The organism is Ardenticatenales bacterium (assembly GCA_020634515.1).
Classification (GTDB): Bacteria; Chloroflexota; Anaerolineae; order Promineifilales; family Promineifilaceae; genus JAGVTM01.
The window spans coordinates 415404-438239 of sequence record JACKBL010000003.1 but is presented as its reverse complement, the minus strand read 5'-3'; the positions used below and the strand labels follow the sequence as shown (position 1 = coordinate 438239).

20 protein-coding genes and 1 pseudogene are annotated in these 22836 nt (G+C 60.2%); 7 read left to right on the top strand and 14 right to left on the bottom strand.

The window, feature by feature from the left end:
* Positions 1 to 252: 252 nt before the first annotated feature.
* The 8 genes and pseudogenes from H6650_10650 to H6650_10615 all read right to left on the bottom strand — a co-directional run bounded on the left by H6650_10650 (position 253) and on the right by H6650_10615 (position 9957).
* Complete coding sequence (locus H6650_10650) at positions 253 to 1266, bottom strand: fumarylacetoacetate hydrolase family protein (GenBank protein MCB8952461.1); 1014 nt, start codon at positions 1264 to 1266, stop codon at positions 253 to 255.
* Between the two features lie 122 nt (positions 1267 to 1388).
* A complete protein-coding gene (locus H6650_10645; protein MCB8952460.1) occupies positions 1389 to 1649 on the bottom strand; it encodes a hypothetical protein in 261 nt (86 codons plus the stop codon).
* Positions 1650 to 2014: 365 nt separating this feature from the next.
* Positions 2015 to 4369: an SUMF1/EgtB/PvdO family nonheme iron enzyme gene (locus tag H6650_10640; GenBank protein MCB8952459.1), complete on the bottom strand. Its 2355-nt coding sequence runs from the start codon at positions 4367 to 4369 to the stop codon at positions 2015 to 2017.
* 249 nt (positions 4370 to 4618) lie between these two features.
* Entirely contained in the window at positions 4619 to 4816 is a 198-nt protein-coding gene (locus H6650_10635) for an SUMF1/EgtB/PvdO family nonheme iron enzyme (protein ID MCB8952458.1), read from the bottom strand.
* Complete coding sequence (gene avd, locus H6650_10630) at positions 4816 to 5187, bottom strand: diversity-generating retroelement protein Avd (GenBank protein MCB8952457.1); 372 nt, start codon at positions 5185 to 5187, stop codon at positions 4816 to 4818. The genes H6650_10635 and avd overlap by 1 nt, the downstream gene beginning before the upstream one ends.
* A pseudogene (locus H6650_10625) lies at positions 5165 to 6294 on the bottom strand (group II intron reverse transcriptase domain-containing protein). The gene avd and the pseudogene H6650_10625 overlap by 23 nt, the downstream one beginning before the upstream one ends.
* A 105-nt stretch (positions 6295 to 6399) precedes the next feature.
* Positions 6400 to 8466 (bottom strand): SUMF1/EgtB/PvdO family nonheme iron enzyme, encoded by a 2067-nt coding sequence (locus tag H6650_10620; GenBank protein ID MCB8952456.1) that lies wholly within the window; start codon positions 8464 to 8466, stop codon positions 6400 to 6402.
* Between the two features lie 366 nt (positions 8467 to 8832).
* Positions 8833 to 9957, bottom strand: a complete 1125-nt coding sequence (locus H6650_10615) for an MBL fold metallo-hydrolase (protein ID MCB8952455.1) — start codon at positions 9955 to 9957, stop codon at positions 8833 to 8835.
* A gap of 181 nt (positions 9958 to 10138) precedes the next feature.
* On the opposite strand from H6650_10615, the gene H6650_10610 reads away from it, so the two are divergent.
* Positions 10139 to 10927 (top strand): SDR family oxidoreductase, encoded by a 789-nt coding sequence (locus H6650_10610; GenBank protein ID MCB8952454.1) that lies wholly within the window; start codon positions 10139 to 10141, stop codon positions 10925 to 10927.
* 71 nt (positions 10928 to 10998) lie between these two features.
* Here H6650_10610 and H6650_10605 read toward each other — a convergent pair whose 3' ends face one another.
* Together H6650_10605 and H6650_10600 are read right to left on the bottom strand one after the other, a co-directional pair.
* Positions 10999 to 12069: a hypothetical protein gene (locus tag H6650_10605; protein ID MCB8952453.1), complete on the bottom strand. Its 1071-nt coding sequence runs from the start codon at positions 12067 to 12069 to the stop codon at positions 10999 to 11001.
* Positions 12066 to 12356 (bottom strand): cupin domain-containing protein, encoded by a 291-nt coding sequence (locus tag H6650_10600; GenBank protein MCB8952452.1) that lies wholly within the window; start codon positions 12354 to 12356, stop codon positions 12066 to 12068. The genes H6650_10605 and H6650_10600 overlap by 4 nt, the downstream gene beginning before the upstream one ends.
* A gap of 364 nt (positions 12357 to 12720) precedes the next feature.
* Here H6650_10600 and H6650_10595 point away from each other — a divergent pair, with 364 nt between their 5' ends.
* Positions 12721 to 13869, top strand: a complete 1149-nt coding sequence (locus H6650_10595) for a creatininase family protein (protein ID MCB8952451.1) — start codon at positions 12721 to 12723, stop codon at positions 13867 to 13869.
* 73 nt (positions 13870 to 13942) lie between these two features.
* On the opposite strand, the gene H6650_10590 is transcribed toward H6650_10595, so the two are convergent.
* The 4 genes from H6650_10590 to H6650_10575 form a co-directional block, all read right to left on the bottom strand.
* Positions 13943 to 15673: a thiamine pyrophosphate-binding protein gene (locus tag H6650_10590; protein MCB8952450.1), complete on the bottom strand. Its 1731-nt coding sequence runs from the start codon at positions 15671 to 15673 to the stop codon at positions 13943 to 13945.
* A 215-nt stretch (positions 15674 to 15888) separates the two neighbouring features.
* On the bottom strand, positions 15889 to 16518 hold the full coding sequence (locus H6650_10585; GenBank protein MCB8952449.1) for a DUF47 family protein: 630 nt from the start codon (positions 16516 to 16518) through the stop codon (positions 15889 to 15891).
* Between the two features lie 91 nt (positions 16519 to 16609).
* The gene (locus tag H6650_10580; GenBank protein ID MCB8952448.1) at positions 16610 to 17596 is read right to left on the bottom strand and encodes an inorganic phosphate transporter; all 987 of its coding nucleotides are present in this window, start codon (positions 17594 to 17596) and stop codon (positions 16610 to 16612) included.
* Positions 17597 to 17985: 389 nt separating this feature from the next.
* Positions 17986 to 19035 carry a twin-arginine translocation signal domain-containing protein gene (locus H6650_10575; GenBank protein ID MCB8952447.1) on the bottom strand — a complete coding sequence of 350 codons (1050 nt, stop codon included), beginning with the start codon at positions 19033 to 19035 and terminating at the stop codon, positions 17986 to 17988.
* 212 nt (positions 19036 to 19247) lie between these two features.
* Here H6650_10575 and H6650_10570 point away from each other — a divergent pair, with 212 nt between their 5' ends.
* The 5 genes from H6650_10570 (at position 19248) to H6650_10550 (ending at position 22766) form a co-directional block, all read left to right on the top strand.
* Positions 19248 to 20114 carry an ABC transporter permease gene (locus H6650_10570; GenBank protein MCB8952446.1) on the top strand — a complete coding sequence of 289 codons (867 nt, stop codon included), beginning with the start codon at positions 19248 to 19250 and terminating at the stop codon, positions 20112 to 20114.
* Positions 20115 to 20503: 389 nt separating this feature from the next.
* Positions 20504 to 21040, top strand: a complete 537-nt coding sequence (locus H6650_10565) for a hypothetical protein (GenBank protein MCB8952445.1) — start codon at positions 20504 to 20506, stop codon at positions 21038 to 21040.
* Positions 21041 to 21424: 384 nt separating this feature from the next.
* A complete protein-coding gene (locus H6650_10560) occupies positions 21425 to 21880 on the top strand; it encodes a hypothetical protein (GenBank protein ID MCB8952444.1) in 456 nt (151 codons plus the stop codon).
* Positions 21881 to 22305: 425 nt separating this feature from the next.
* On the top strand, positions 22306 to 22545 hold the full coding sequence (locus H6650_10555; GenBank protein ID MCB8952443.1) for a DUF433 domain-containing protein: 240 nt from the start codon (positions 22306 to 22308) through the stop codon (positions 22543 to 22545).
* Positions 22542 to 22766: a DUF5615 family PIN-like protein gene (locus H6650_10550; protein ID MCB8952442.1), complete on the top strand. Its 225-nt coding sequence runs from the start codon at positions 22542 to 22544 to the stop codon at positions 22764 to 22766. The genes H6650_10555 and H6650_10550 overlap by 4 nt, the downstream gene beginning before the upstream one ends.
* The last annotated feature ends 70 nt before the right edge of the window (positions 22767 to 22836 follow it).

Here is a 22836-nt window from a genome sequence, read left to right as displayed (position 1 = left end):
GAACTGCTAAAACGGATGTGTAATGCTGCCATGCATTGGATGGACAGATGCGGACAATTCCCCCCAAAAGAGAGGACAAAATGATCAAGGTATCCGTACCCAAAATGTGCTGCTGGTTATTTTGCTGGTTGTGGGAATCGCCAATGGCGCGTCATTGGTGGCCTGATTAGGCTCCTGCAAGAAGTTCAACTTCTTCAGAGAAGTTGAACTTCTAAAATGGGAAGTTGTTTTTAGACGGTCACTTAATAAGCGTTAGCCGGCGCGAATGACCCGGTTGCGCAGCGTGCCCAGGCCCGTCACCGAGAGGGCCACCACGTCGCCCGCCTGCAAATAGCGCCCCATCTCCATGCCGCAGCCGCGTCCCTCCGCCCCAGAACAGGTGCCCGATCCCAAAAACTCGCCCGGATAAAGTGTTTCCGCCTGCGAAATGTAGGCGATGATGTCCGCGAAAGTCCAGTGCATATCCGCCGTGCTGCCGCGTGACCATTCCTCCCCATTAATGGTCGCCGTCATGGTCAGGCTGTAGGGATCGGGCACCTCCTCCGGCGTCACCAGATACGGGCCAATGGCGTTACCCCCGTCAAAATCCTTCCCTTTCGCCGGTCCCAGGCGGCCTCCCTGTTCCTTCATCTGCATGTCGCGGGCCGAGAAATCGTTGTAAATAGTGTAGCCGCCAATGTAGTCGTGCGCCCGGCTTGTGGGAATATCCCGCCCCGTCCGGCCAATGTACACGCCCCACTCCAACTCATAGTCAAACCGCCGCGTATACGGCGGCATCGTCACATCCGCGTCCGGGCCAATCACAGAGAAGCGGTTGCCCTTGTAGTAAATGGGGCGCTCATACCACGCCTTGTTCAGGCGATACGCCAGCGAACGTCGCCGACCAAAGCGGCGCTCAATCCACTCATCCACCGGAGCCAGTTTCTTCAGCCCCGCCACGCGGATGCTGTTGATGATGTGCTGCTCAAACGACATGCAATCCCGCAGCGACTCCGGGCGCGGCACGGGGGAGAGCAGCGTCACGTCCGCCAGGGGCACCACGGCCTCCGGCGGGCGCTGGTCGGCCACGTAGGCCGCCACTTCCTGCGCCAGTTCCCGCGCTGCCACGCCGCCGCGCAAAAAGGCCAGCATATCCGCAAAATGGGGAGAGGATTTGCCGCTGCGGGCCCGCATCCCCGCCGCTAACGCCGCAATCGTTTGTTCCCCATCCAGCAAAACCCCAATCTGCGGGGAGTCGCCTGACTTTACAAAGGTGGCTAATTTCATGGTTGCCCTCCCAAGAGGAAAATTACCCGGCTAGCCAATTCTCGGTTTGCAGTGCATCAATGAAAGTAAAGTGCCGATCAGCCCCCATCAGCCGGCTGGCATGGTTGGTGTCGAGCAAGTACTTAGCCATGTTCTAGCAAGTCCATTTGGCGCATGGCTTCGATATCTGCCAGGAGCATTTCCAGCTCCCCTTCCTCGAATTGAAGCGGCCCGATTTCTGCCAGTTTTTCCAGGATGGCCGATGCTGAACCACGTGGAGGTTGAGGCGTGTACCGCTGGCGTAAGTAGTGTGCAAAATCCATCAATGCCTGCGCTTTTTCAAATGGCAAATCGGCGAGGATGCTTTCCAGTTCTTTGGTTTGTGTGGCGATCGTTGGAGTCATGTTTAATCTCCTGCGAAAATAATGAATGGTGAATGGTGAACTGTGAATTATGAAGTAGTGACTTCTTCGAAAATAACCTTGTAGGGCGAGTTTCCAACTCACCTCACACTTACATCTCTCGTGGTGCGCCCAGCTCATGGGGAACTCGTATACAAGCGACGATGACATTGCCGATTAATGTTACCTTCCTGCCTAATTGTAGCACAAGCAAAGAGCTTATTCGTAGGTAAAGATAGTGGGTCTTCATCTATTGCGCCCGTGCTGGCGGCGAAATTTTGGGCGACCCGCTGCGCGGGGAAGGGTGGGGGACACCCCCACACCCCCGCGGAAAAAAACCAGAAAACAGCATTCCAGTAACCAGTAGTTCAGAAAGGCGTGCTCGCGCAGCGGAACCCCACATTGATGTTCCTAATGTGGGGAGTGAGCCTGTTGCGGAGGGCGCAGCGCACGAGGTCGCGGTCGTCGTACCACGAGCCGCCCCGCATCACGCGAACATTTGTTCCACCCTCGTCATTGCGGTCATCATCCTTTTCATAAGGGTAAGCAGCATATTGGCTGCGACACCACTCCCAGACATTGCCCGCCATATCCGCGCCGCCATAGGGACTGTCTCCTTGTGGACTATACCGGCCCACCGGCGTGGTCTGGCCCACCTTACTGCCATGGAAGTTGCACAGCTTATCATTCGGTTCCGCTGCGCCCCAGGGAAAAGCGCGACTGTCCGTACCTCGCGCGCCCTTCTCCCATTCCGCTTCCGTGGGCAAATGGATGCCCCCGCCCGTCGCTGCCGCCGCCCAGGCGCAAAACGCGGCGGCCTCATACCAGCTGACGCCGACCACGGGCTGCTGCGCTCCATTCCACTTTTTGTCCGTCCAATAGCGCGGCTGCGTCCACTTAGCCGCCTGTCGCTGCTGCCACCCTGCCGCCGTCCACCAACGCTTTTCTTCATAGCCGCCCGCCTCCATGAACAGGCGAAACTGCGCGTTCGTCACCGGATACCGCGCCAGCCAGAAGCCGCCCACATGCACCTCGTGGATCGGTTTCTCGTCGCCAAAATCCTCGCTCCCCATCGTAAACTTTCCGCCTGGCACCCAGCACCAGGCCATTTCCAGCGGCGCCGCGCCTGTGACGATGTGTGGGATGGCGACGTTGGCGGGCGGCGCGGCCAGGACGGGCGCTTTCGCTACCGGGATTGGCGCGGGAATTGCGCTTCTCGTCACCGCCTCGTCGCGGCTCCCTATTTCCTGCTGCCACGCCTGCGCCAGTTGCGCCAGCCGCTGTTGGCAGGCATCCCCCGCAGGCGCGCGCTCGCTCAGGACGTGCAGAAACAGCACCAGCGCATTCTCTCCCGCGTCGTTGTCGCGTTGATACAAATATTCGATGGTGTACGCCACCCGCTCCGCCTGGCTAGCCGCCTGCGGCAGCCCACTGCGCCACGGCGCCAGCCGCCTGTCCACGAAAACGGCTCGCAACGCGCGGTCCGTGGCAAAAGGACCGCAGTCGGACAGCGCGCCGCGTAACTGGCTGTAAAGGTGGGGAGGAATGCCGCCGCTACGTTCGTCAGGCGGCGTGGCGGGCGGGGTTGCGCCCGCCTGAAGGTCGAAAATGCGCCCATCTCTGGCGCGCATGAACAACACAGGCGTGCCCCACTCTAACGAACGGTCGTTCGCCAGGGCAATTGCCTTACGCGCTTCCGTGACGGCGGTGTCTACGGGCAGGTCATCGGCCAGGCTCTCATAAAACCACTCCGCCAGCAGCAGAGCGGCCGCGTCGCTAATCTCGTACTGCATCGCCAGCACCGCGGGAACGCCGCGCCGCACCAGCGTGGCCGCCGTGCTGGAGAAAACGTCCAGGTCGCCGCCGCGCGCTCCCTCGCAGGCATTGAGCACGACCAGTCGCAGCGAATGGTGATCGCCCAGCAACAGCGCCAGTTTGTTGGCCGTGAGCGCCTGCGCCCGACCTTGCTGATCCGCTAGCCAGAGTACGCCTTCGTCTCGCGCGGCGTCAAAGCTGCCATGCCCAATAAAATGGAAGATGTGGTACGGCTCGCGGCGCGTGCGGCGCAGCGCCCGTTGCAAATCGGTGACGGTTTGTCCCGTCAGCCAGGTTATGTCAATAGCCGCGCCGCGCTGTGCCGCCAGCGCCTGTTCCACGCGCTGTTTTTCCAGGTCAACGTCTAGCTGCGGCAAATCATATGGACTGCACACCATGCCCAGGATGCGCAACGGCGGCGTGACCTGCAATGGGGTGACCGGTTGCGCCAGTTCCAGGTAGCGCACAATGGGCGTGTCCCGCGAGAGGCAAATGAATTCATCACGACGCGGCTCCAGCAGAAACTCCCACGGCAGGCGCGCCCATTCGGGCGGCTGCAGCCGCAGCTTGATGCGCACGCCCTGCGCGGCGCCGCCGGCCAGGAGGCGACTTTCGTAAAACAGGCTGCGCACGTCTCCCTGGAAGACGGTCTCAAAGAGTCTCTGACCAAAGCGGCGCACTGCCTCTTCCTCGGGAGAGAGGGCGCGACGGCTGCGCGTGCGCGACCGCAGCAGCGCGTTTTCCAGGCGTAACTGTAGCCGCTCCATATCGCGGGCGTCGAACGGGAAGGGAATAACCTCAGGCCGCTGCGTTTCGCCCGCCGGAGAAGCAACGACGGAAACCTCATACTGCCCTTCCGTGTTGGCCGGTTCAATTTGCAGTTCAAAGTCAAGATAATGTCCGCTCATGGTCGTATGATGGGGTAACAGGTGATTGATTATAGACGGAAGGCAGGCTGTGCCCTGCCTTCGGGTGGCCGCCGCGCCGACGTTCGGTGGGGTACACCTACCAGAAGGCGCTGCCGCCGGGATTATCTGGTTGCCTGTAAAAGCGTCAACCTGGAACGGCGCGTGCACTCCTTTCTGACACAGTGGTTGAGCAGCATCTGCCGCCCATCACCGTCGGGCGTTGCCGCCCCGACACCAGCCGCCGTCGCTTTAAGACGACTGCGGCATCTTGATCGGTCTCCAACGAGTGTTCGCGCAGCGGAACCCCACATTGTTGTTCCTATTGTGGGGAGTGTTCCTGTTGCGGTTGGCGCAGCGCACGTGGTCGCGGTTGTTGTTCCACGAGCCGCCCCGCACCTCTGCGCGCCGTCCCAACAGAGGGCGTACACAGCGCCCTATCTGCCACATTAGCTGACATTGCTGCCTTTTTCCCTTTTCTGCTTAGCCAGCCAGCCGCCGAGCAGCCGTCCGATTTCGTCCAGCAGCCGCGCCGCATGTTCATATTGGCGCGGTCCCATGAGCTTCATGTCGCGGCACAGTCGTACATTGAGTCGAATTTGCTCTAGCAAGACGTCTGCCTGCTTCAGATTCTCGTCTACATCCACGCGCCGCCCGGCGGCAACCAGGTGGTCGTAGAAATCCAGCGACTTTTGCTGCAGCCGCTGCGCCAGGAGGAACCGTTGGGATTTGGGGAAATCCAGCGTCAACGGCAGCAGCCAGCGCAGCCAGTCGTAGGTGCGCACGAAAATGGGGGACTCAGGCCGCTTCGGGGACGTCATGGGGCGTTTCCAAAACAAATGGCGGCGGCGCTAACAAAAGCACGCTGCTCAATACCGCTTCACGCAAATGCCAGGTATTGCCGTGCGCCGCATGGGCTACCCAGCTTTGGACGGACTGGTTCACTTTCTCCAGGGGGAGTTCTCCGGCGGCGTAAGCGGCTGCCTGCCGCCGCAGTTTGCGCTGGAAGCGACGGGCGTTGCCCTGGCGCAGCCGCCGATGCGTGGCAAAGTGGCGAAAGCCAAGAAAGTCAATGCCCAGGTGGGTGGGGAAGACGACGCTTTTGCGCGGATGAAGCTGCAGCCGCCTTGCGTCCAGGAAAGCGGCAATGGCTGCCTTCCATTCGTGAAGCTGCGCCTTGTCGTCATGAAAGAGGAGAAAGTCGTCCACGTAACGAATGTACGCTTTGCATTTCAGGTCGCGCTTCACGTATTGGTCCAGTTCGTTGAGCAGGACGTTGGCCCAAAACTGAGAGGTGAGATTGCCTATGGGTAAACCGCGGGGGCGCATCACGGCTAACAAATTGCCCTGGCCGCCAGCAGTGAAGTCTTCGGAGAACCAGTGTGGGGTATATTCGCTGGACAGGACGCCGGCGCCGCTGTCCAGAATGAGGTCAATGAGGCGCAGCGTCTGCTTGTCGCGCAAGGGTCGGGCGAGGATGTGGCGCAGCACGGCATGGTCTATGCTGGGGAAGAACTGGGCAATGTCCCCCTTGAGGACGTAACGATGGCCGCGCAAGAAGTGCGTGCAGCGGTCCAGGGCGCGATGCGTCCCTTTGCCCACCTGGTTGGCGTAGCTGTCGTGAATGAACTGGCGTTCGTAAATGGGCCGGTGACGTTCATGAGCGCGTGGTGGACGACGCGGTCGGAGAAAGGGGCGGCGCTGATTTTGCGCCGCTTCGGTTCGTTGATGTAAAAACTGGTGTAGCCGCCAGGTCGCCAGGTTTCACTTTGCAGTTCGCGTTCCAGGCGCAGTAGTTCTCGCTCCAGGTTATATTCAAAAGCGGCGACGCCAGATTTATCCCGTTTACCTTTACGCGCTTTGTAAAAGGCGTCTAAAAGATTCGGGAAAGAGGCGATTTGCGCATAGAGATGGCGGTAGGTCTTCATCACTTTTGCCAAATTTTTAGCGATCCGCTACGCGGAGAAGGGTGGGGGACACCCCCACACCCCCGCGGAAAAAAACCAGAAAACAGCATGCCAGTAACCAGTAGTTCAGAAAGGAGTGCTCGCGCAGCGGAACCCCACAAAGGCGTACCTACCGTGGGGAGTGTCCCCGCGGCGGGAGGCGCAGCGCACGTGGTCGCGGAGGTTGAGCCACGAGCCGCCCCGCACCACACGATATTTCCAGCCAAAATCATCATGCTGCGCCGACGATGCGGGATAAGCGGCATACCAGGCGTCGCACCACTCCCAGACGTTGCCGCTCATATCCAGCAGACCATATTGGCTGGCGCCCGCGTAGTAGCTACCCGCGGGCGTTGTATTCACCTTTTTCAACAGGTCGCCGCTGTTCTTATCCCACCATTTGTTCCATTCACTGGCATTCTTGATTTCACGCCCGGCTAATCGTTCCGCGCTGTTGACGCGGGCGCTGTCCCATTCATTTCCCCAGGGATAGCGCCGCCCGTCGCCGCCGCGCGCGCCTTTTTCCCATTGTTCCTCCGTGGGCAGGGCTTTGCCCGCCCAACGGGCGTAGGCCTGGGCGTCTTCCCAACTGACCAATACGACGGGATGCCGCCGCAAACCATCTGGGGGACGCCGCTGTTTTTCATCCCAATTATACGGCTGTCCCCAATCTTCCGCGACCAGGGGAACCGGGTAATCGGGGTTTTCAGCCAGGAAACGTATGTAGTCGTGATGCGTCACCGGGGTCAAGTCCATGTAATAAGCGGGCAACGTGACGGTGCGCCGCGGCGTTTCGGCCATCGTCCAACGAATGTCCCAACCAAACTCTTCTGACAGCGCCCGCGCTTCCTCTTCCGTTGTCCCCATGATAAAGGGGCCGGCGGGAATGAGCGCCATTTCCTTCTCGTCTTTGACCCAGACAATGCGCGGCGGCAGCTTTTCCACGCCCCGCAACTGCTCCCAGGATTCAATCAGGGGCAAGCCGCGCGCGTTTAAGCGCCAGGGCGGCGGTTGTTTTTTGCGCTCCTTTTGCGGCAAAGCGGGCGCATCCGCCAGGTCAAACAAGACGCCGTCGGGAGCGTGCGTGAAGATGACGGGCGTGCCCCATTCCAGCGAGTTCTGGCGGCTGAAGGTGATGCTCTTGCGCGCATCGCTGACGGCGGTTTCCGTGGGCAGCCCGTCGGCCAGCGCCTCGTAAAACGTGCGCGCGAATTCAATCGCGGCGGCGTCCGTAATCGCGTACTGCATGGCCAGGACGCAGGGGATGCCGCTGCGCACCAGGGTAGCGGCGGTGCTGGAAAAGACGTCGTCGCCGCTTTGCCCCCCCTCGCAGGCGTTGAGCAGGACCACGCGCAGCGGGTCGTGGTCGCCCAACAGTCGCCCCAGGCTGGCAGCCGTCATGCGCCGCGAATTACCTTGCGTATCAGCAAAGAGGAGATACCCCTCGTTTTGCAGCCGGTCAAAGCCGCCGTGCCCGATGAAGTGGAAAATGTGCCATTGTTGGCGGCGCAGCGCCCGGTGCAAGTCGCGCCAGCCCTGCCCGTCCAACCAGGTGAGTTCCACCAGCCCATCGGTGCGCAGGTCAGCCAGCGCCTGTTCGACGCGCTCCTTTTCCACGGCTACGTCTAATTGCGCCTGATCGGCGGGGTTGGCGACCATGCCCAGGATGCGCAGCGGCGGCGTCACGGTTAGGGGGCGCAGCGGGCGCGGCAGTTCCAGGTAGCGCAGCAGGGGCGTGCGTTGAGAGAGGGCCAGGTACGCGTCATACCGCTGGTCGTAGAGGAATTCCCAGGGGAGCGCCGCCAGCGCCGGGTCCTGGATGCGTAGTTTCAGCCGCAGTCCTTTGCCTGACTGCCGGCAGCGGTCATGGCTGACGGCGTAGCGGCGGCCAATTTCGCCCACCATGAGGAAGTCAAAGAGGGCTTTGCCAAACGCCATCACGTCCTGCTCGCTTTTCGTGAGGGCGCGGCGGCGACCGCCGCTGGATTTGAGCAGGGCGTTTTCTAGCTGCGCCAGGCGCAGTTTCAGGGCGACGGCATCAAAGGGGAAATCAACCGTCTCCTGCGCTTCGCCGGCGGGGGAGTGCAGCACCGCCACGCGGTAGGTGCGGCCAGCGATGGCTTCGATACTGACGTCAAAATCCTCATATTGCACGGGTGCTTCTCCAGAAGTATGCTGCCGGGTAGATTATTCTCGAGTCTGGCGAAATCCACATATGGTGATCGGAGTCGAGGCTTTAGCCGGGTCATATGGTGATCGGATCGGAGTCGAGGCTTTAGCCGGGTCATATGGTGATCGGAGTCGAGGCTTCAGCCGGGTCAAACCCCATATGTGGGCCGGCTGAAGCCTCCACTCCCAAAAACGCCAGAGTCCAGATTATTTATGAACCAGATGTGACGATGGGGTTGCCCGGCGGCGATTATACTGCATTATGATGTGAAGGGCGTTCTTGTCGCGCAATTCGCCGAATTGAGGGGACAAAACGGCGTTTTGTCCTACGAGGGGGTGATGGCGGTACGCTCAGGCCTGGCCGCGCCGGCGCATGATGGTGGGGGCGGCATGGGGGCGTTCGTGGGCCAGGAGGGCTTGCCGGCGCATGATGTTCAGCAGTTCCGGTGGTTTGGGGTGGTCGGTGCGCCCTTGCAGGTGGCGGTAGAGGGTATGCGTGCTGGTGAGGAGGCGTTCGGGGGAGTCCCAGTCGGCGAAGGGCTGGCGGGCGTAGTCGGGCGCGAGCAGGATGTCGCGCGCGGCGGCCCGCGGAGAAAGCCCCGCCTGATACCGTTCCGTCACCTCTTTTTGTACGTATTCCCAATACCCCTTCACCAGGCGCACGCCTTCTTTGTCCGTGAGCGGGCCATGTCCGGGCACAATCAGGTCCACGTCCAACGCCAGGATGTGGTCCAGAGCCGCAAGCCAGTTCTCCACCGGGCCGGCCCACATCACGGGCGTGGAGCCGATGAAGAGAATATCGGCGGCGTAGAGGAGGCGGGCGTCGGGGACGTGAACCATCAAGTCGCCCTGCGTATGGGCGGGACCGACTTCGATGAGGTGGACGCCGCGCCCGCCTACGTCCAGCGCCAGTTCGCCGCTGAAAGTGCGTTTGGCGGGGAAATGCACCACCCCGGCGAAATCATAGGGGCGCACCATCTGTTGGAACCAGTGTCCGACTTTGGCCGCGCCGAACAGATGCAGCAGGCTCAGCGCCCGCCCCACGTTGCCCAACAGCAGCATCGTGCGCGGCTGCGTCACCAGCATCTCGCGGTAACTGGCTTCCGAGGTGATTATGTCCGCCTGGCTGACGAGCAGGTTGCCCCAGAAATGGTCGCCATCGGCGTGCGTGTTCACCACGGTGTGCAGGGGGGCATTCCGCAGCAGCGGCTCCAGGGCGGCGAGCATGGCGCGCGTGTAGGGCAGGTCCCAGAGCGTGTCTACCAGCAGCGAGGCTCCGTCGCCGACGATCAGCCCGGCGTTGGATTCACCCCAGGAGCCGTTGGGCACGAGCCAGGCGTAGCTGTCGCGCCCCAGGTCGTACAGTCCTTCGGTGTAGTGGGGCACGGCCTGATAGCGCGTGCGGGTCGCGCCGGAAGCGGTGATGGGTTGGCGGTTTGCCATGAGGGATAGATAGGCGGGGGTTGGGTCCGGCATGGGCTGTCTCCAAAGGAGTTATGTAAATTGGGTGATACGGGGTGTAAAAAAGCACGCGCCTATTGTAGCCGTGCTATACTTGCAAGACCATAACTACTAACGCGCTCTGGAAATTGGTCCAATCTGGCTTAGCCGTTACGCAAGACCAATCAATGATGTGAATCAGTGGAGGAATGAGGCGATGGATTTGCAATTAGAAGACAAGGTGGCGCTGGTGACGGCGGCTTCGAAGGGGTTGGGCAAGGCGGCGGCGCGGGCGCTGGCCGCTGAAGGGGCGCGGGTGGTGATGTGCGCCCGGAGCGAACTGATTGAAACGGCGGCGGCGGAGATTCGCGCGGAAACGGGGGCGCGGGTGGTGGCGGCTCGCGCCGATGTGACGGTGGCGGCGGACGTGGCGCGGCTGGCGCAGGTTGCGTTGGACGAGTTCGGGCGCATTGATATTCTAATTACCAATGCGGGTGGTCCGCGTCCGGGGCGATTTCTGGATTTGATGCCGGCAGATTGGGAAGCCGCGGCCCAGTTAACGTTGATGAGCGCCGTGCGCCTCTGCTATGCAGTTGTGCCCATTATGCTGGCGCAGGGGAGTGGCAGCATCGTAGCGATTGAGTCGGTATCCATCAAGCAGCCCGTGGACAACCTGATTTTGTCCAACGCGCTGCGGCTGGCCGTGATCGGCATGTTGAAGTCGATGGCGAACGAGTTGGGACCGCGTGGGATTCGCGTGAATTCGATCAATCCGACTTTTACCTGGACGGAACGGGTGGCGCAGTTGTTGCAGAGCCGGATTGCCGGCACGGGCGCGGACATTGAGGAAGAGGCGGAGAAAATCGCGGCCACCATTCCCCTGCGGCGGATGGGGGATGTGGCGGAGTTTGGGCGGGCGATTGCCTGGCTGGCTTCTCCCGCGGCCTCGTTTATTCACGGCCACAACCTCATGTTTGATGGCGGGGCGTCGCAGTTTCCTGTTTAGGAACCATCCAGAATCAAGTTCTCCCCAAGATTGGTTCATTCTCTAAGAATGAACCAATCCTGGGGGGACGGTTACGCACGGGCGGGGGTTGGTTGGCGCAGGCTGATGGCCGTGTTGAGCAGGAAGAGGAGGAGGACGGCGACGTTCAGCAGGCCGCCCCAACGACGGGCGAAGGGGGAGAGGGTCAGGTCGCCAATGAGGCGCAGTAGGAGGGAGAGGTGGAGCAGCACCAGAGGCAGGTAGAAGCGGACGTGATAGGTGATGGGGCGTTCGAGGATGGCGGGGAAGATGATGGGGGCGTGGCCGAAGATCATGGCGAAGACGAAGCCGAGAAACCAGGCGTGCAGAATGGCGTCGTAGTAGACGCCGGCGGGCATGCCGCCGAAGATGAGGGCGAGCAGGCTGCCGACGCCCAGCCAGGCGTAGCCGGATAGGAGGCAGATGGCGATAAAGCGGGGGAGGCCGTGTTGGCGCACGGTGCGCCGGGCGAGGTCGTAGCGCAGGAGCCAGGCGGCCAGGGCCAGGAATCCTATGCTGGTGAGGCGAATGCCGGCATCATACACCCCCACGGAAAGCACCAGTCCGATAAGGACCAGCAACAACGCCCCCAGGAACAACTGCCGGGCGCGGCGTGGCGGACGCAGAATGCGGCTCAATTCCAGCCGCTCTCCGGCGATGGTGAGAATGAGAAAACTCGCCCACCACAAAACGGCCTGATGGATCGGACGCCCCAGCAGCCAAATGACGTTGCCCACGAACCAGAGCCAGGCCGCCCCCGCCATAACGCCCGTATGCAGCGCGGGATGCTGCCGCAGCATGACGAGGAACAGGGCGGCCAATCCCAGGCTGCCGAGCGTGATGAGCCAACTGCCCCACCCGATGATGCCGACCATCAAGGCCAGTGCGCCGGCGGCGGCGACTCCGGGGATGATGTAGGCGGCGCGCCGGTTGAGGCTGACGACGCGCTCCAGAGCGATCAGCGTGCCCAGGAAGCCACCAATCATGAGGGGGCCGTGGCTTTGGGCCAGGCGAGGCTGCCAGGTGGGTAACGTCCAGCCGATGCGCAGCAGGCCGGCCCACATGGCCACGAGCAGGGCAAGGATGGCGAGGAGGAGAAGGGGGAGGCGGAGGGCCGGCTTCATGATTTTAGCAGGAGGAGGAGCATGGTGACGGGGGTTTGGGCGAGGATGGCGTGGGGGAGATGTGCCGGCATATGCACCCACGTCCCCGCCTTCGCCATCTTCACCTCCTCACCCAGCGTCAACCGCGCCTCGCCGCTGAGAAAGTGCAAAATTGCCGGGTGCGAGGCCGTATGTTCCGACAACTCCTGCCCGGCGGCGAAGCCGAATAAAATGGCGTTGGCCTTCTCGCCACGGAAAAATGCGCGGCTGACAATGCTTTCCGTTGGCGCATCCCCCACCAGCGTCATCAAATCAGGAATAAACTCAAAAGCCTCCATATTTTTCTCTCCGTTGTCAGATGTTCGTTTTTAGTTGCTAGCTGCCTGTCGGAAATAGAAAGTAGAACGCAGATTTCGCGGATTGCACGCAGATTTCGCAGATTTTTACGACCAAGAGAGCCTGAATCCGCGTTTTCCGCGTTAATCCGTGTCCCCAAAGAGAAGCAGAAAGAGTTCTCCGACAGCCAGCCAGGACTCTATGTTACCAGATGGCGGATGCATGACCAGGGGGACGCCGACGCCAGGTGGCGGCGTGCAAGGGAGGTGGAATCGTGCCTTGCTTTTTGCCCCGCACCGCTTGTCACCATTCACGCCTCTCGTACAATGGATGGGCATGAACACCGAATTCTTTTCCTACGAGACGATGACGTGGCCGGAGGTGGCGGCGCTGCCGCGCGATACGCCGCTGCTGCTGCCGCTGGGCGAGGGGTATGACCTGGCGCGGGCGGCGAGCGCGTTGGGGCAGCCCGCGCGCGTGGGCGTGCTGCCGCCGCTGCCGTTTGGCTGGCGCGGCAGTGGGTTGGCGGTGGCGGAGTCGCTGTTGGGGCGGCTGGTGGCGAATCTGCTGGATAGTTTACGCGAGGATGGTTTTTCCCGCGTGTTCGCGCTGACGCCCACGGGGGTGGACCTGGGGTTGGGTGGCGGTCGGCTGGCGCTGCCACATGTGTCGCAAGCCGCGCCTGCTCTGCCGCTGCCGGCATTTTCCGAACGGGACAAAGTGGTCATCATCCCCATCGGGCACACGGAGCAGCACGGCTTCCATCTCCCCCTGTCCACGGACACGTTGATTATTGAGGCGATTGGGCAGGGGGCGACGGCGGTTGTGCCGGCATTAGCCACCTGCCTGCCCGTGTTTCCTTATGGCGTGAGTACCCATCGGTACGCTTTTGCCGGCACGCTCAACACCGGCGGCCGCGCATTCGAGGATTTTTGGCTGGCCATCGTGGACGCCCTCGTCGCCCGCGGCTTCGACCGTTTCTACCTCATGAGCGGGCACGGCGGCAGTTGCTCCTTCCTCGTCAACGTCGTCAAATACGCGGGCGAACGCCACCGCCGCATCTTTTGCGCCACCGCCTGGCTGCACACGTCCGCGCACATCGCCGCCCCGGTGGTGCAGGCTGCGCGCCGCTCCGCCCGCGGCGGCATGGGGCACGCGGGCGAGTTGGAAACGGCCATGATCTTGCATTTGCGCCCCGACCTGACGCGCATGGATCAGGTGGTGGACGAGACAGACTTCATTGCCACGGACAGTTATTACATGGATTGGGTCGAAGGGGGGGCGCTGGTGGCAAATCCGCCGTGGGAGGATGACACGGCCACGGGGGCATATGGCGCGGGCAGTCTGGCGACGGTGGAGAATGGGGTGAGGTGGTTAAATGCCGGCATTGCCGAAAAGGTCGCCCACATCCACGAAATCCACGAACAGCACACGCGGCGGGAAGCCAAACGCCAGCGCGTGCTCGGCCCGTTCTCAGACACTTGAGCCTCCTGTTATTTTCTGATGCCGCCATCGGCCCGGGTCCATTGCGCGTCCCGCGGGCCGATGGTGGTTTGCGCTACATGGAGATGGACCCCTTGCGGAAGTCGGTGCGGCCAATGAGGATGTTCACGAGGACGGGGCGGCCCTGGCGGGCGATGGCTTGCGCTTCACGCAGGCAGGGGAGCAGGTCTTCTTCCCGTTCGATGAGGATGCCCGCGCCGCCGTATCCTTGCGCGGCTTCGTGGTAGGCGGTGTGAACGAGGTCGGTTCCCACGGAATCGCCGAGGAGGTCCACCTGGTCGCGGGCGATCTGGGACCAGGCGGCGTCGTTTCCGATGATGGCGATGATGGGGAGATTGTGCCGGCAAAACGTATCAAATTCCGCCAGGCTATACGCCACCGACCCATCCCCATACAACACCCACACCTCCGCTTGCGGTCGGCACAACTTCGCCCCCAACGCAAAGCCACCCCCCACCCCCAACGTGCCAAACACCCCCGGATCGAGCCACGACAGCGGCGCGCGCGGGCGCACAATGTAAGAAGCAGTAGCGACAAAATCCCCCCCGTCTCCTACAATCACGCTCTCCTCGTCAATGACCGCCTCCAATGCGCGGCACACCTGAATAGGATTGACATAATCCGTCGGCGCGGACGCCTGCGCCGCAATGTCCGCGTCACGGGCCGCGTTGCGCTGGCTTAATGTCTCCTGCCACGCCGCCCATTGGCCGCTGGAGACCGGGGCCGCTGCCGCCAGCGCGCGCAAAAAGAGACCGGCATCCGCCGCCACGCCCAGCGTTGGTCGGCGATTTTGACGCATCTCCGCGCGGCTGCGGTTGGCGGCGATCACGGGCGTGCGACGCGGCGCATACGCCCCATACTTGAGGCGGAAATCATTGGGCACGCCCGCCAGGATGATCAGGTCCGCTTCCTTCAGCGCCTGCCCACGCCCATGCCGCATGTGCAGCGGATGCCGGCCCAACAGCCCGCGCCCCATCCCGGAAAGGTACGTGGGAATGCCCAGGCGCAGGATCGCGTCGCGCAAGGCGGCGGCGTCCGCCGGCGCGCCCAGCAGCGCCTGGCTGCCCACGACGAGGACGGGGCGCCGCGCCGCCGCCAGCATCTCCGCCGCTGCCCGTACCTGACCCATAGGCGGTCGCGGCGCGGAAACGGGCGTCGGTTCCTCCGCGCGCTGCTCCCCGGCGCGGGCGAACACGTTGTTCACGTGCCAATTTACATACCCATTGGTGACGCGGCTGGCCAGGGAGCGCCCGCGGCTGAGGCTGGCCGCCGTCCACTCGCGCACCACTGCTTCCGGGTAAAGGATGTCGATGGGCAGTTCCACGAACACGGGGCCGGGGACACCGCTTTGGGCGATGGCGAAGGCGCGCGTGAGCGCGGGCACGATCTCGCGCACGGCGCGCACCGCTTTCGCCCACTTCACATGCGGGCGCATCAGGGCCATCTGGTCAATATCTTGCAGCGCGCCGCGCCCCTTGAGCAGCGTGGGAGCCGCGCCGCCCAGCAGCACCACGGGCGACTGCGCCAACTGCGCGTTTTTCACGGCGGTGATGGTGTTCGTCAGGCCGGGGCCGGCCGTGACCGCGGCCACGCCCGGTACGCCCGTCAGCCGCGCCGCCGCGTCCGCCGCAAACACGGCGGTTGCCTCGTGGCGCGTATCCACGATGCGGATGCCCAGCGCTTTGGCGGCTACGAGGATGGGGGAGATGTGCCCGCCGCAGAGGGTGAAGAGAGAAGGCACGCCCTGCCGGCGCAGCACTTCGGCGACGAGGACGCCGCCATGCAATGTTTCGGCGCGAGGGGTCACGAATTCCTCCCGTGAAAATAATCTTCCCGAGTAACTGTTCAGCCTCAGGGGTATATGGTTCAAGATATCTTCCCGGAAGCTCGATTTCAAGCCCCAAATGCCTCACCATTCAATTCATTTGGCATCAAAACAGCTTCCGGGAAGGTGGTCGTGAATAGTTGCCTCTTTTGGTGGCATATGGCTCCCCCTGCGCGTCAGCTCCACTTGATGTGGATGTCCATGATCACGTCCGCGGCGCGGTCCCCCTGGTCGGCGGCGTTGGAGAGGTGGCGCAGCACTTCCCGCGTTTTCAAGATAAGCATGAGATTTTCGTCTGCGTCAGGCTCCTGGAACAAGTCGGCGAGGATAACGCGATAGGCGGCCTCCACTTGATTTTCCAGCTTTTTGGCCCGCCGCGCATGTTCGGAGGCCACGCCCGGATTGTCCGATAAGCGCAATGTGGCCAGGTGCAGTTCACGGGCCATGTCCATGAGCAATCCGGCGATCTGCACCAGGGCGGGGGAAGGCTCAATCTGGAAGATTTGCATTTCCTCCACAGTTGAGTAGACATAATCAACAAAGTTGTCCAGAGCGCGGGAGAGGGCGAAGAGGTCTTCGCGATCCAGGGGCGTGACGAATGTATCCAGCAGGTTGTCAATGAGGATACGCTGCACCTCGTCCGCTTCTCGTTCGACCATTTTGGCCTGCTCCCCTTTCTTGGGAATGGGCTTGCGCAGGTAGGCTTGCAGCGCTTCCACGCTGGCGACGGCGTACTCGCCCTGCTGGATGATCAGGGGGACGAAGGTGTCTCGCTTGGGTTGCAAGAATCGTTTTAGCCAATCCATGTTGCGCTCCTGGATGTAAACCTTCCCGGAAGCTTTCTCATTCGCGCAATTCGGCTGCAACACGGCTTCCGGGAAGATGTTCGATAAGACATTAGGTCAGCAGCCAGTTCATCGGGAAGTAAAAAAGGACGGCAAGGAGGGCGGAAAGGGGGATGGTGAGGACCCAGGCGACGAGCATTTCGTAACCGACTTGCCAGCGTACTTTAGAAACGCGCTGGGCCGCGCCCGCGCCCATGATGGCGGAACTCATGACCTGGGTGGTGCTGACGGGACCGCCAAACATGGCCGCGCCGAGGATGACGCCGGCGCCGGCGATCTGGGAGACGAAGCCGTCCACGGGGCGGATTTTGTAGATGCGACCGCCGAGGGTTTTGATGAGTCGCCAGCCGCCTGTTGCCGTGCCCAGGGCGATCATGCCGGCACTGATCGCAATCACCCACAGTGGCACCGCAAAGGAGTCAATCGCCCCCTCAATCACCAGGCCCAGCGTGATGATGCCCATCGTCTTTTGCGCATCATTCGCCCCGTGGCTCAACGCCAGCGCCACCGCCGTCACCACCTGCGCCCGCTTGAAAAAGCGATTGATGCGCGGCGTCGCGCCCCGCGCCAGGAACCGCGTTAGATTCATCAGAATATAGCTGGTGATCAAACCCAGCACGGGCGAAATAAACAAGGCAATGACGATTTTGATCAGCCCTTGCATGTTGACGGCGGCCAGCCCGTTGCTAATGGCGACTGCGCCGATCAGGCCGCCAACCAGTGCGTGCGAGGAACTGGAGGGAACACCGAGCAGCCAGGTGATGATATTCCAGACGACGGCGGACAGCATGGCGGCAATGACGACGGGCAGCGTCACGTGTGCGGGGTCAACCAACCCCTCTCCGATGGTCTTGGCGACGGCCACGCCAAACAGAAACGGGCCAACGAAGTGCGCCGCCGCCGCCAGTAGCAGCACGGCTCGTGGGGACATGGCCCGCGAGGCTATCGGCGTAGCTACGATGTTGGAACTATCATGAAAACCGTTCAGAAAGTCGAAGGTAACGGCCGTCAGCAACAGCAGGTAGAAAGAGAAACTCATATAGGAACGTGAAATGCAACTACTAACGCTCTCTGGAGATTGGACCAATGTCACGCGCTCAATGGCCATCTTCACCAGAGAAATTTGATCCAATCTGGCGTAGCAGTTACTGAGAAATTAAGGTCAACGAGTCGCCAGGTCGTTTGCGACGCAAATGGCGAAGCGTGGCCACGAGATGGTGTGATGTTAACAGAATGTTAACAGGTCGCTTAGTATAGAAAAAAAAGGGAAATGTGGCAAAAAGGTGATTACAGAACGACGGATCCTATCGTGGGCTGAGTCTGGCGAAGCCCAGGTTGCCTGCTCAGGCTCAGGCAACGGGCACGTAGTGGCGCAAAAAGGGGAAAAGGCGTGGCGCGCCGACAGACGGGGGCATCGCACGGTGGTGGTCAGATTTGGTGTTCCTGGCGGTAGTCGGCGATCAGTTGGCGCACGAGGCGGCGGTCGGCGATGGCTTGCTGTACAGGCGTGGCTAACTGCTCTTCGTAGGTGGCGTGGGTCTCGCGGGCGCGGGTGATCGCCGTGGGGATTGGGTCCATTGTTTGCTGGCGCAGCGGCGTGATCAGGCGGCTGTGGATGCGCTGCTGTCCCGCTTCTTCCGCCAGCCATAGGTCCAATGGGTCGGCGACGTTGGCGCGCAGGCCGTTGATGGTGTGTGGCGTTTCGTTGAGGAGGGCGGTGAGGGCGTCAATGACGAGGATGGCGGTGCTGCCAATGCCGAAGGGGAGCCATTTGAGGATGTCTTTGAACCAGTCGTCGAGCATGTCGAAGAAAGTGCCGGCACGAGCCACCACCTGCCGCAAGACCTGTTCCAACCCATCGAGGTATCCGCCCAGTTTGCTCATTTGATTCGCGAGCCAGCGCCGCCCGCTGTCCACCAGCGGAACTTGCGCTTCCAGTTCCGCCAGGGCGCGTTCTCCGGCGTCCAGCCCTTCGCTGAGCGTGGGCAGGTGGTCCAGCAGCCCCCCCAGCGTCTCCCCGACGGCGTTGAGGCCGTTGTCGATCAGGGTCTCCACGTCCAGGCCATCAAGCTGATCATAGAGAGCCACCAGCCCGGAGAGGACGCCCAACTCGTTGTGGGCGGTGTTCAACTCCTGCTGCATCGCCTGCACCATGTCCCCCTGGCCGGTGGCCGTTTGCAGACTTTCGATCTTGCGCTGCGCGGCGGCGAGTTCCGCCTGCAGGCGCATGTTGTCCGCTTGCGCGGCTACAAGTTGACTGAAGAGATCGGCGCTTTCTTGCGCCACGGGCATGGTGGTTTGGGCGCGGGTGAGCGGCGCGACGGGCGCGGCGGCGGGCATGATGGCGGCGCTTTCGCCTGCATTGTTGAGGACAAAAGCCGCGCTGGCTCCGGCAGCGGCGGCTCCGGCGGCGGCGGCCACGGCGGTTTGCAGGAAGCCGCGACGGCTGAGGTTGTTGTTGACGGGCGTCTGGGACATGATAACCTCGCTGTGACTTGAGCAAGACCTGCCAGGTTTAGCTTGTTTACAGGACCGCTTCTTGAGAAACCCCGGCAGGTTCATGGGAATACGTGGATTATATGGGGTTGGGGGAAGCGGGACAATGGCGACTGCCGCTTGCCAATTGCCGGTTGTGGGGGAACTTACTATAATCGCTCATATGGATGCCAAAGTATGCGAGAGATCCGTTTATGCAACAATCGCTGACCGCTGAAGAGACGATCGGCTCCGCCGCGCGCCGGCATGTACGCGAGCTGGTTCAATACCGCTTTTTGCTGCGTAATTTGGTCGCCCGCGACCTGAAGGTGCGCTATAAGAATTCCCTCCTGGGTGTTTTTTGGAGTTTGCTGAATCCGCTGCTGATGATGGTCGTCTTCAGCCTTATCTTTACGATTTTTCGCAATGACGGGGTGCGCGATTATTCCGTCTTTTTCCTGGTGGGGCTGATTCCGTGGAACTTTTTCAGTTCGTCGCTGATGGCGGGGACGGTTTCCATCACCAGCAATGACGCGCTGATTAAGAAAGTGTATTTTCCGCGTGAATTGTTGCCGTCGGCGGCCATTCTCTCCAACCTGGTCCATTTTCTGATAGCCTTGCTGGTGTTGGTGGGCTTTCTCTATGGCTCTGGCCTGGGGCTGACGGTTCACGCGCTGTGGGTTCCCCTGATTTTGTTGACGCAACTTATCTTTACGCTGGGGTTGGCACTGTTTTGTGGCGCGCTGCACGTTTTTTATCGGGATGTGGTGATGATCCTGGACGTGCTGCTGTTGGCGGGTTTTTTCCTGACGCCCATTTTTTATCCTTTGGAACTGTATGGGGCGCGGCAGGTGATTGCCGGCATTTCCTTTGTCCCGGCGCAACTGATGCGCTGGCTCAACCCCATGGCCTCCATTGTTGACGCCTATCGCACCGTCCTTTGGGGCACGACCGGCAGCAGCGGCCCCGCGCCCATGGATCTTGCCTTCTTCGCGCGCACCCTGATCACGGCCATTATCACCTTGCTTGTCGGGTACACTCTTTTCGCACGCACACAGCACCTTTTTGGCGAGAAGCTGTAACCATATCCGAGCCATCAACTGCAACGGCCACCCCACCGCTCCCCGCCAGGCTGAATTTGATTTTGCTATTTATGCCGGCAGTTGAGCGCCATCTCCTGCCCCCAATCGCCATCACTATCGGATTTTCGATAGCGATGGCGATAGCGACATGAGTTAGCGCAACAGCGGCGGGTTTAAGACCAGATTACGTGCCAACGTGCCATAAATGGCTGGACATCTTTGGTTTCCCCTAATCGAGAGAAAATAGGGGGTGCAAAAAAGGGCGTGTTGATGGATGATTAGTATGTGAAAACAAACACCAACACCAACACGCCCACAGCTATCAATTATCAGGTGCAACAAGCAGCGGTGATACGAGTCAATACGCGCCATCCGCGGAGATGGAAAAGGTGTACAAGCAGGTCGGCAAAAAGCTGACGGAGACAGACCTGGCCCTCTTTGATGCTGGATTTTCATTGGTTGATGCTGTCAGGCATGGGGTGAATAACTGTGTGGTACGGCTAGCCAAAAATTGCACCTTTGGCAAGACAGCGGGCAAGATACCGCCACGAACCGCCAAGAAGGGGCCAACGCCCAGCCACCGCCAGGCTGAAGTGGTGCGCCCATTGGCGCGAAAGCATGGGGACAATCTTCTGCCTGCGTCCAAACCAACGCAAACGCACACACTTGTTGCTGAGGATAGCGTTGAAATAAAGGTTGAGGTCTGGTCCCCCGTCTACTTCCTGGAGCGACATCTGGACCGGGTTGAAGACGAAAAGCGTAAGCGCCAATTACGACACACACGCCTACAGGTTGTCGCTATTCACCACCCTGATTTCGAAGACCCGCTGCTGCTGGGTACGCCTGTGTTGGAACTGACCGCTGCCTCCATGCAGGCGGTTTATCCAGAACGCTGGCTGATTTGCTCTGTCCTGCCGGGTGGGTAAACAAGTTGTCACGATAGGGGATGCCAGGTGGGGTGGTGGGAATGCCGGCAATTACCCCACCCCGCAAACCAGCCACAAATCTAAATGAAACCGGGCGAAATTGTTCCTCATTGTAAAGGTGCTAAAATATCCGTCATGAACGATGGGTGTTGGACAATTTCTCTTCGTGGCGGTTGAAAAACCGCATCTAACACAACCACCCGTTCCACGTCTTTTTTGGCGAAGGTATTGTAATGACACAAACTGTTTCTTTTGAACGCAGGGGCAAAATCAGCGAACTGGATCGTTCATTTGATCTGGATTTTTGGCAAGCCCAATCCTCAGAAGCCCGTTTTGAGGCGACCTGGGAGCTAATTGTTCATTATGTCAAAGTTAAGGGCATAGATGTTCGTCAACTCCGATTACAGCGATCTGTTGAAAATTTTCAACGACAACAAGGTTAAGTATCTGGTAATTGGCGGGTACGCCGTCATCCAGTACGCCGAACCCCGCTTCACAAAAGACCTTGACCTTTGGATCAGCACTGATGTGGATAACGCTCAGGCTGTTTACAACTCTCTTCAAGAGTTTGGCGCGCCACTTGTCGGTTTAACCGAAGCTGATTTTGCCGAGGAAGGCTATTTTTACCAAATGGGTGTTCCGCCGGTACGGATAGATATTTTGATGGGTATACCTGGTTTACAGTTCGCCGAAGCATGGCAGCGAAGAATTGAAGTGAAATTTGATGATCTTCCAGTCGTTTTTATTTCGCGCCAAGACTTGATTACTTCCAAACGTGCTTCTGGACGTCTACAAGATAAGATTGATGCTGACCTGTTATCCCAGACCAAAGATGATTGACTGCTATTGTTTGATTGGTTGATTGGTTTACGAATGGCGCTTAAATAAGTTGGTCAAGATTGGTTCAATTTTCGGAGATTGAACCAATCTGAGTGGATAAGCTATTTAATTTTCGTTCCTTAGCCATGTCTGTTGTCGCCAGTTGTACCGGTTGCGCTGACCTGCCGGATGGGCAAACAAGTTGTCATGATGGGGGACGCCAGGTGGTTTGCTGAGAATGCCGGCAATTACCCACCCCACAAACCAGCCACGAACAAAGTTTTGTCAAATCTTCAGAGATGATTTGACAAATCTACCCCCCCACAAACCAGCCACAGCAGGAATGCCGGCATTGAGCCACTACCTGTGATCCTGTGCCGCCTGAGAGCCTGGACGAAGCTGTTGATCAGTTTTATACTTGTCTTCAAGACCTCGGCGATGGAGAAATGGAAACATTGGCCTTGCTAAAGCGCATCACGATTAACCCGGAAATCTGTCATGGGAAGCCATGCATTCGCGGATTACGCTACCCGATCGAGGTGATCCTGGAATTGCTGAGTGCCGGCATGAGCAATGAGGAAATTCTGGCGGACTATGAAGATCTGGAGCCTGAAGATATTTTGGCCGTACTTGCCTTTGCTACACGGCTCAGTCAAGTGAAACGGCTAGAGACCGTATTGGCATGAAGTTCCTCGTTGATGCACATTTGCCCAAACGTTTAGCCGTACAACTGATTGTGGCAGGGCATGATGCACTTCATACCCTCGACTTGCCGTTAGAAAACTACACCCCTTCACTGAAAAAACCGGGTTTTTCGATTGTCCGGCAAAAATTACCAGAGTGGTTCATGTGTAAAAACCCGGTTTTTGACCTTTTTTCAGTAGAGTCAAGGTTAAATATCTGGTAATTGACGGATACGCCGTCATCCAGTACGCCGAACCCCGCTTCACAAAAGACCTTGACCTTTGGTGTTGTCC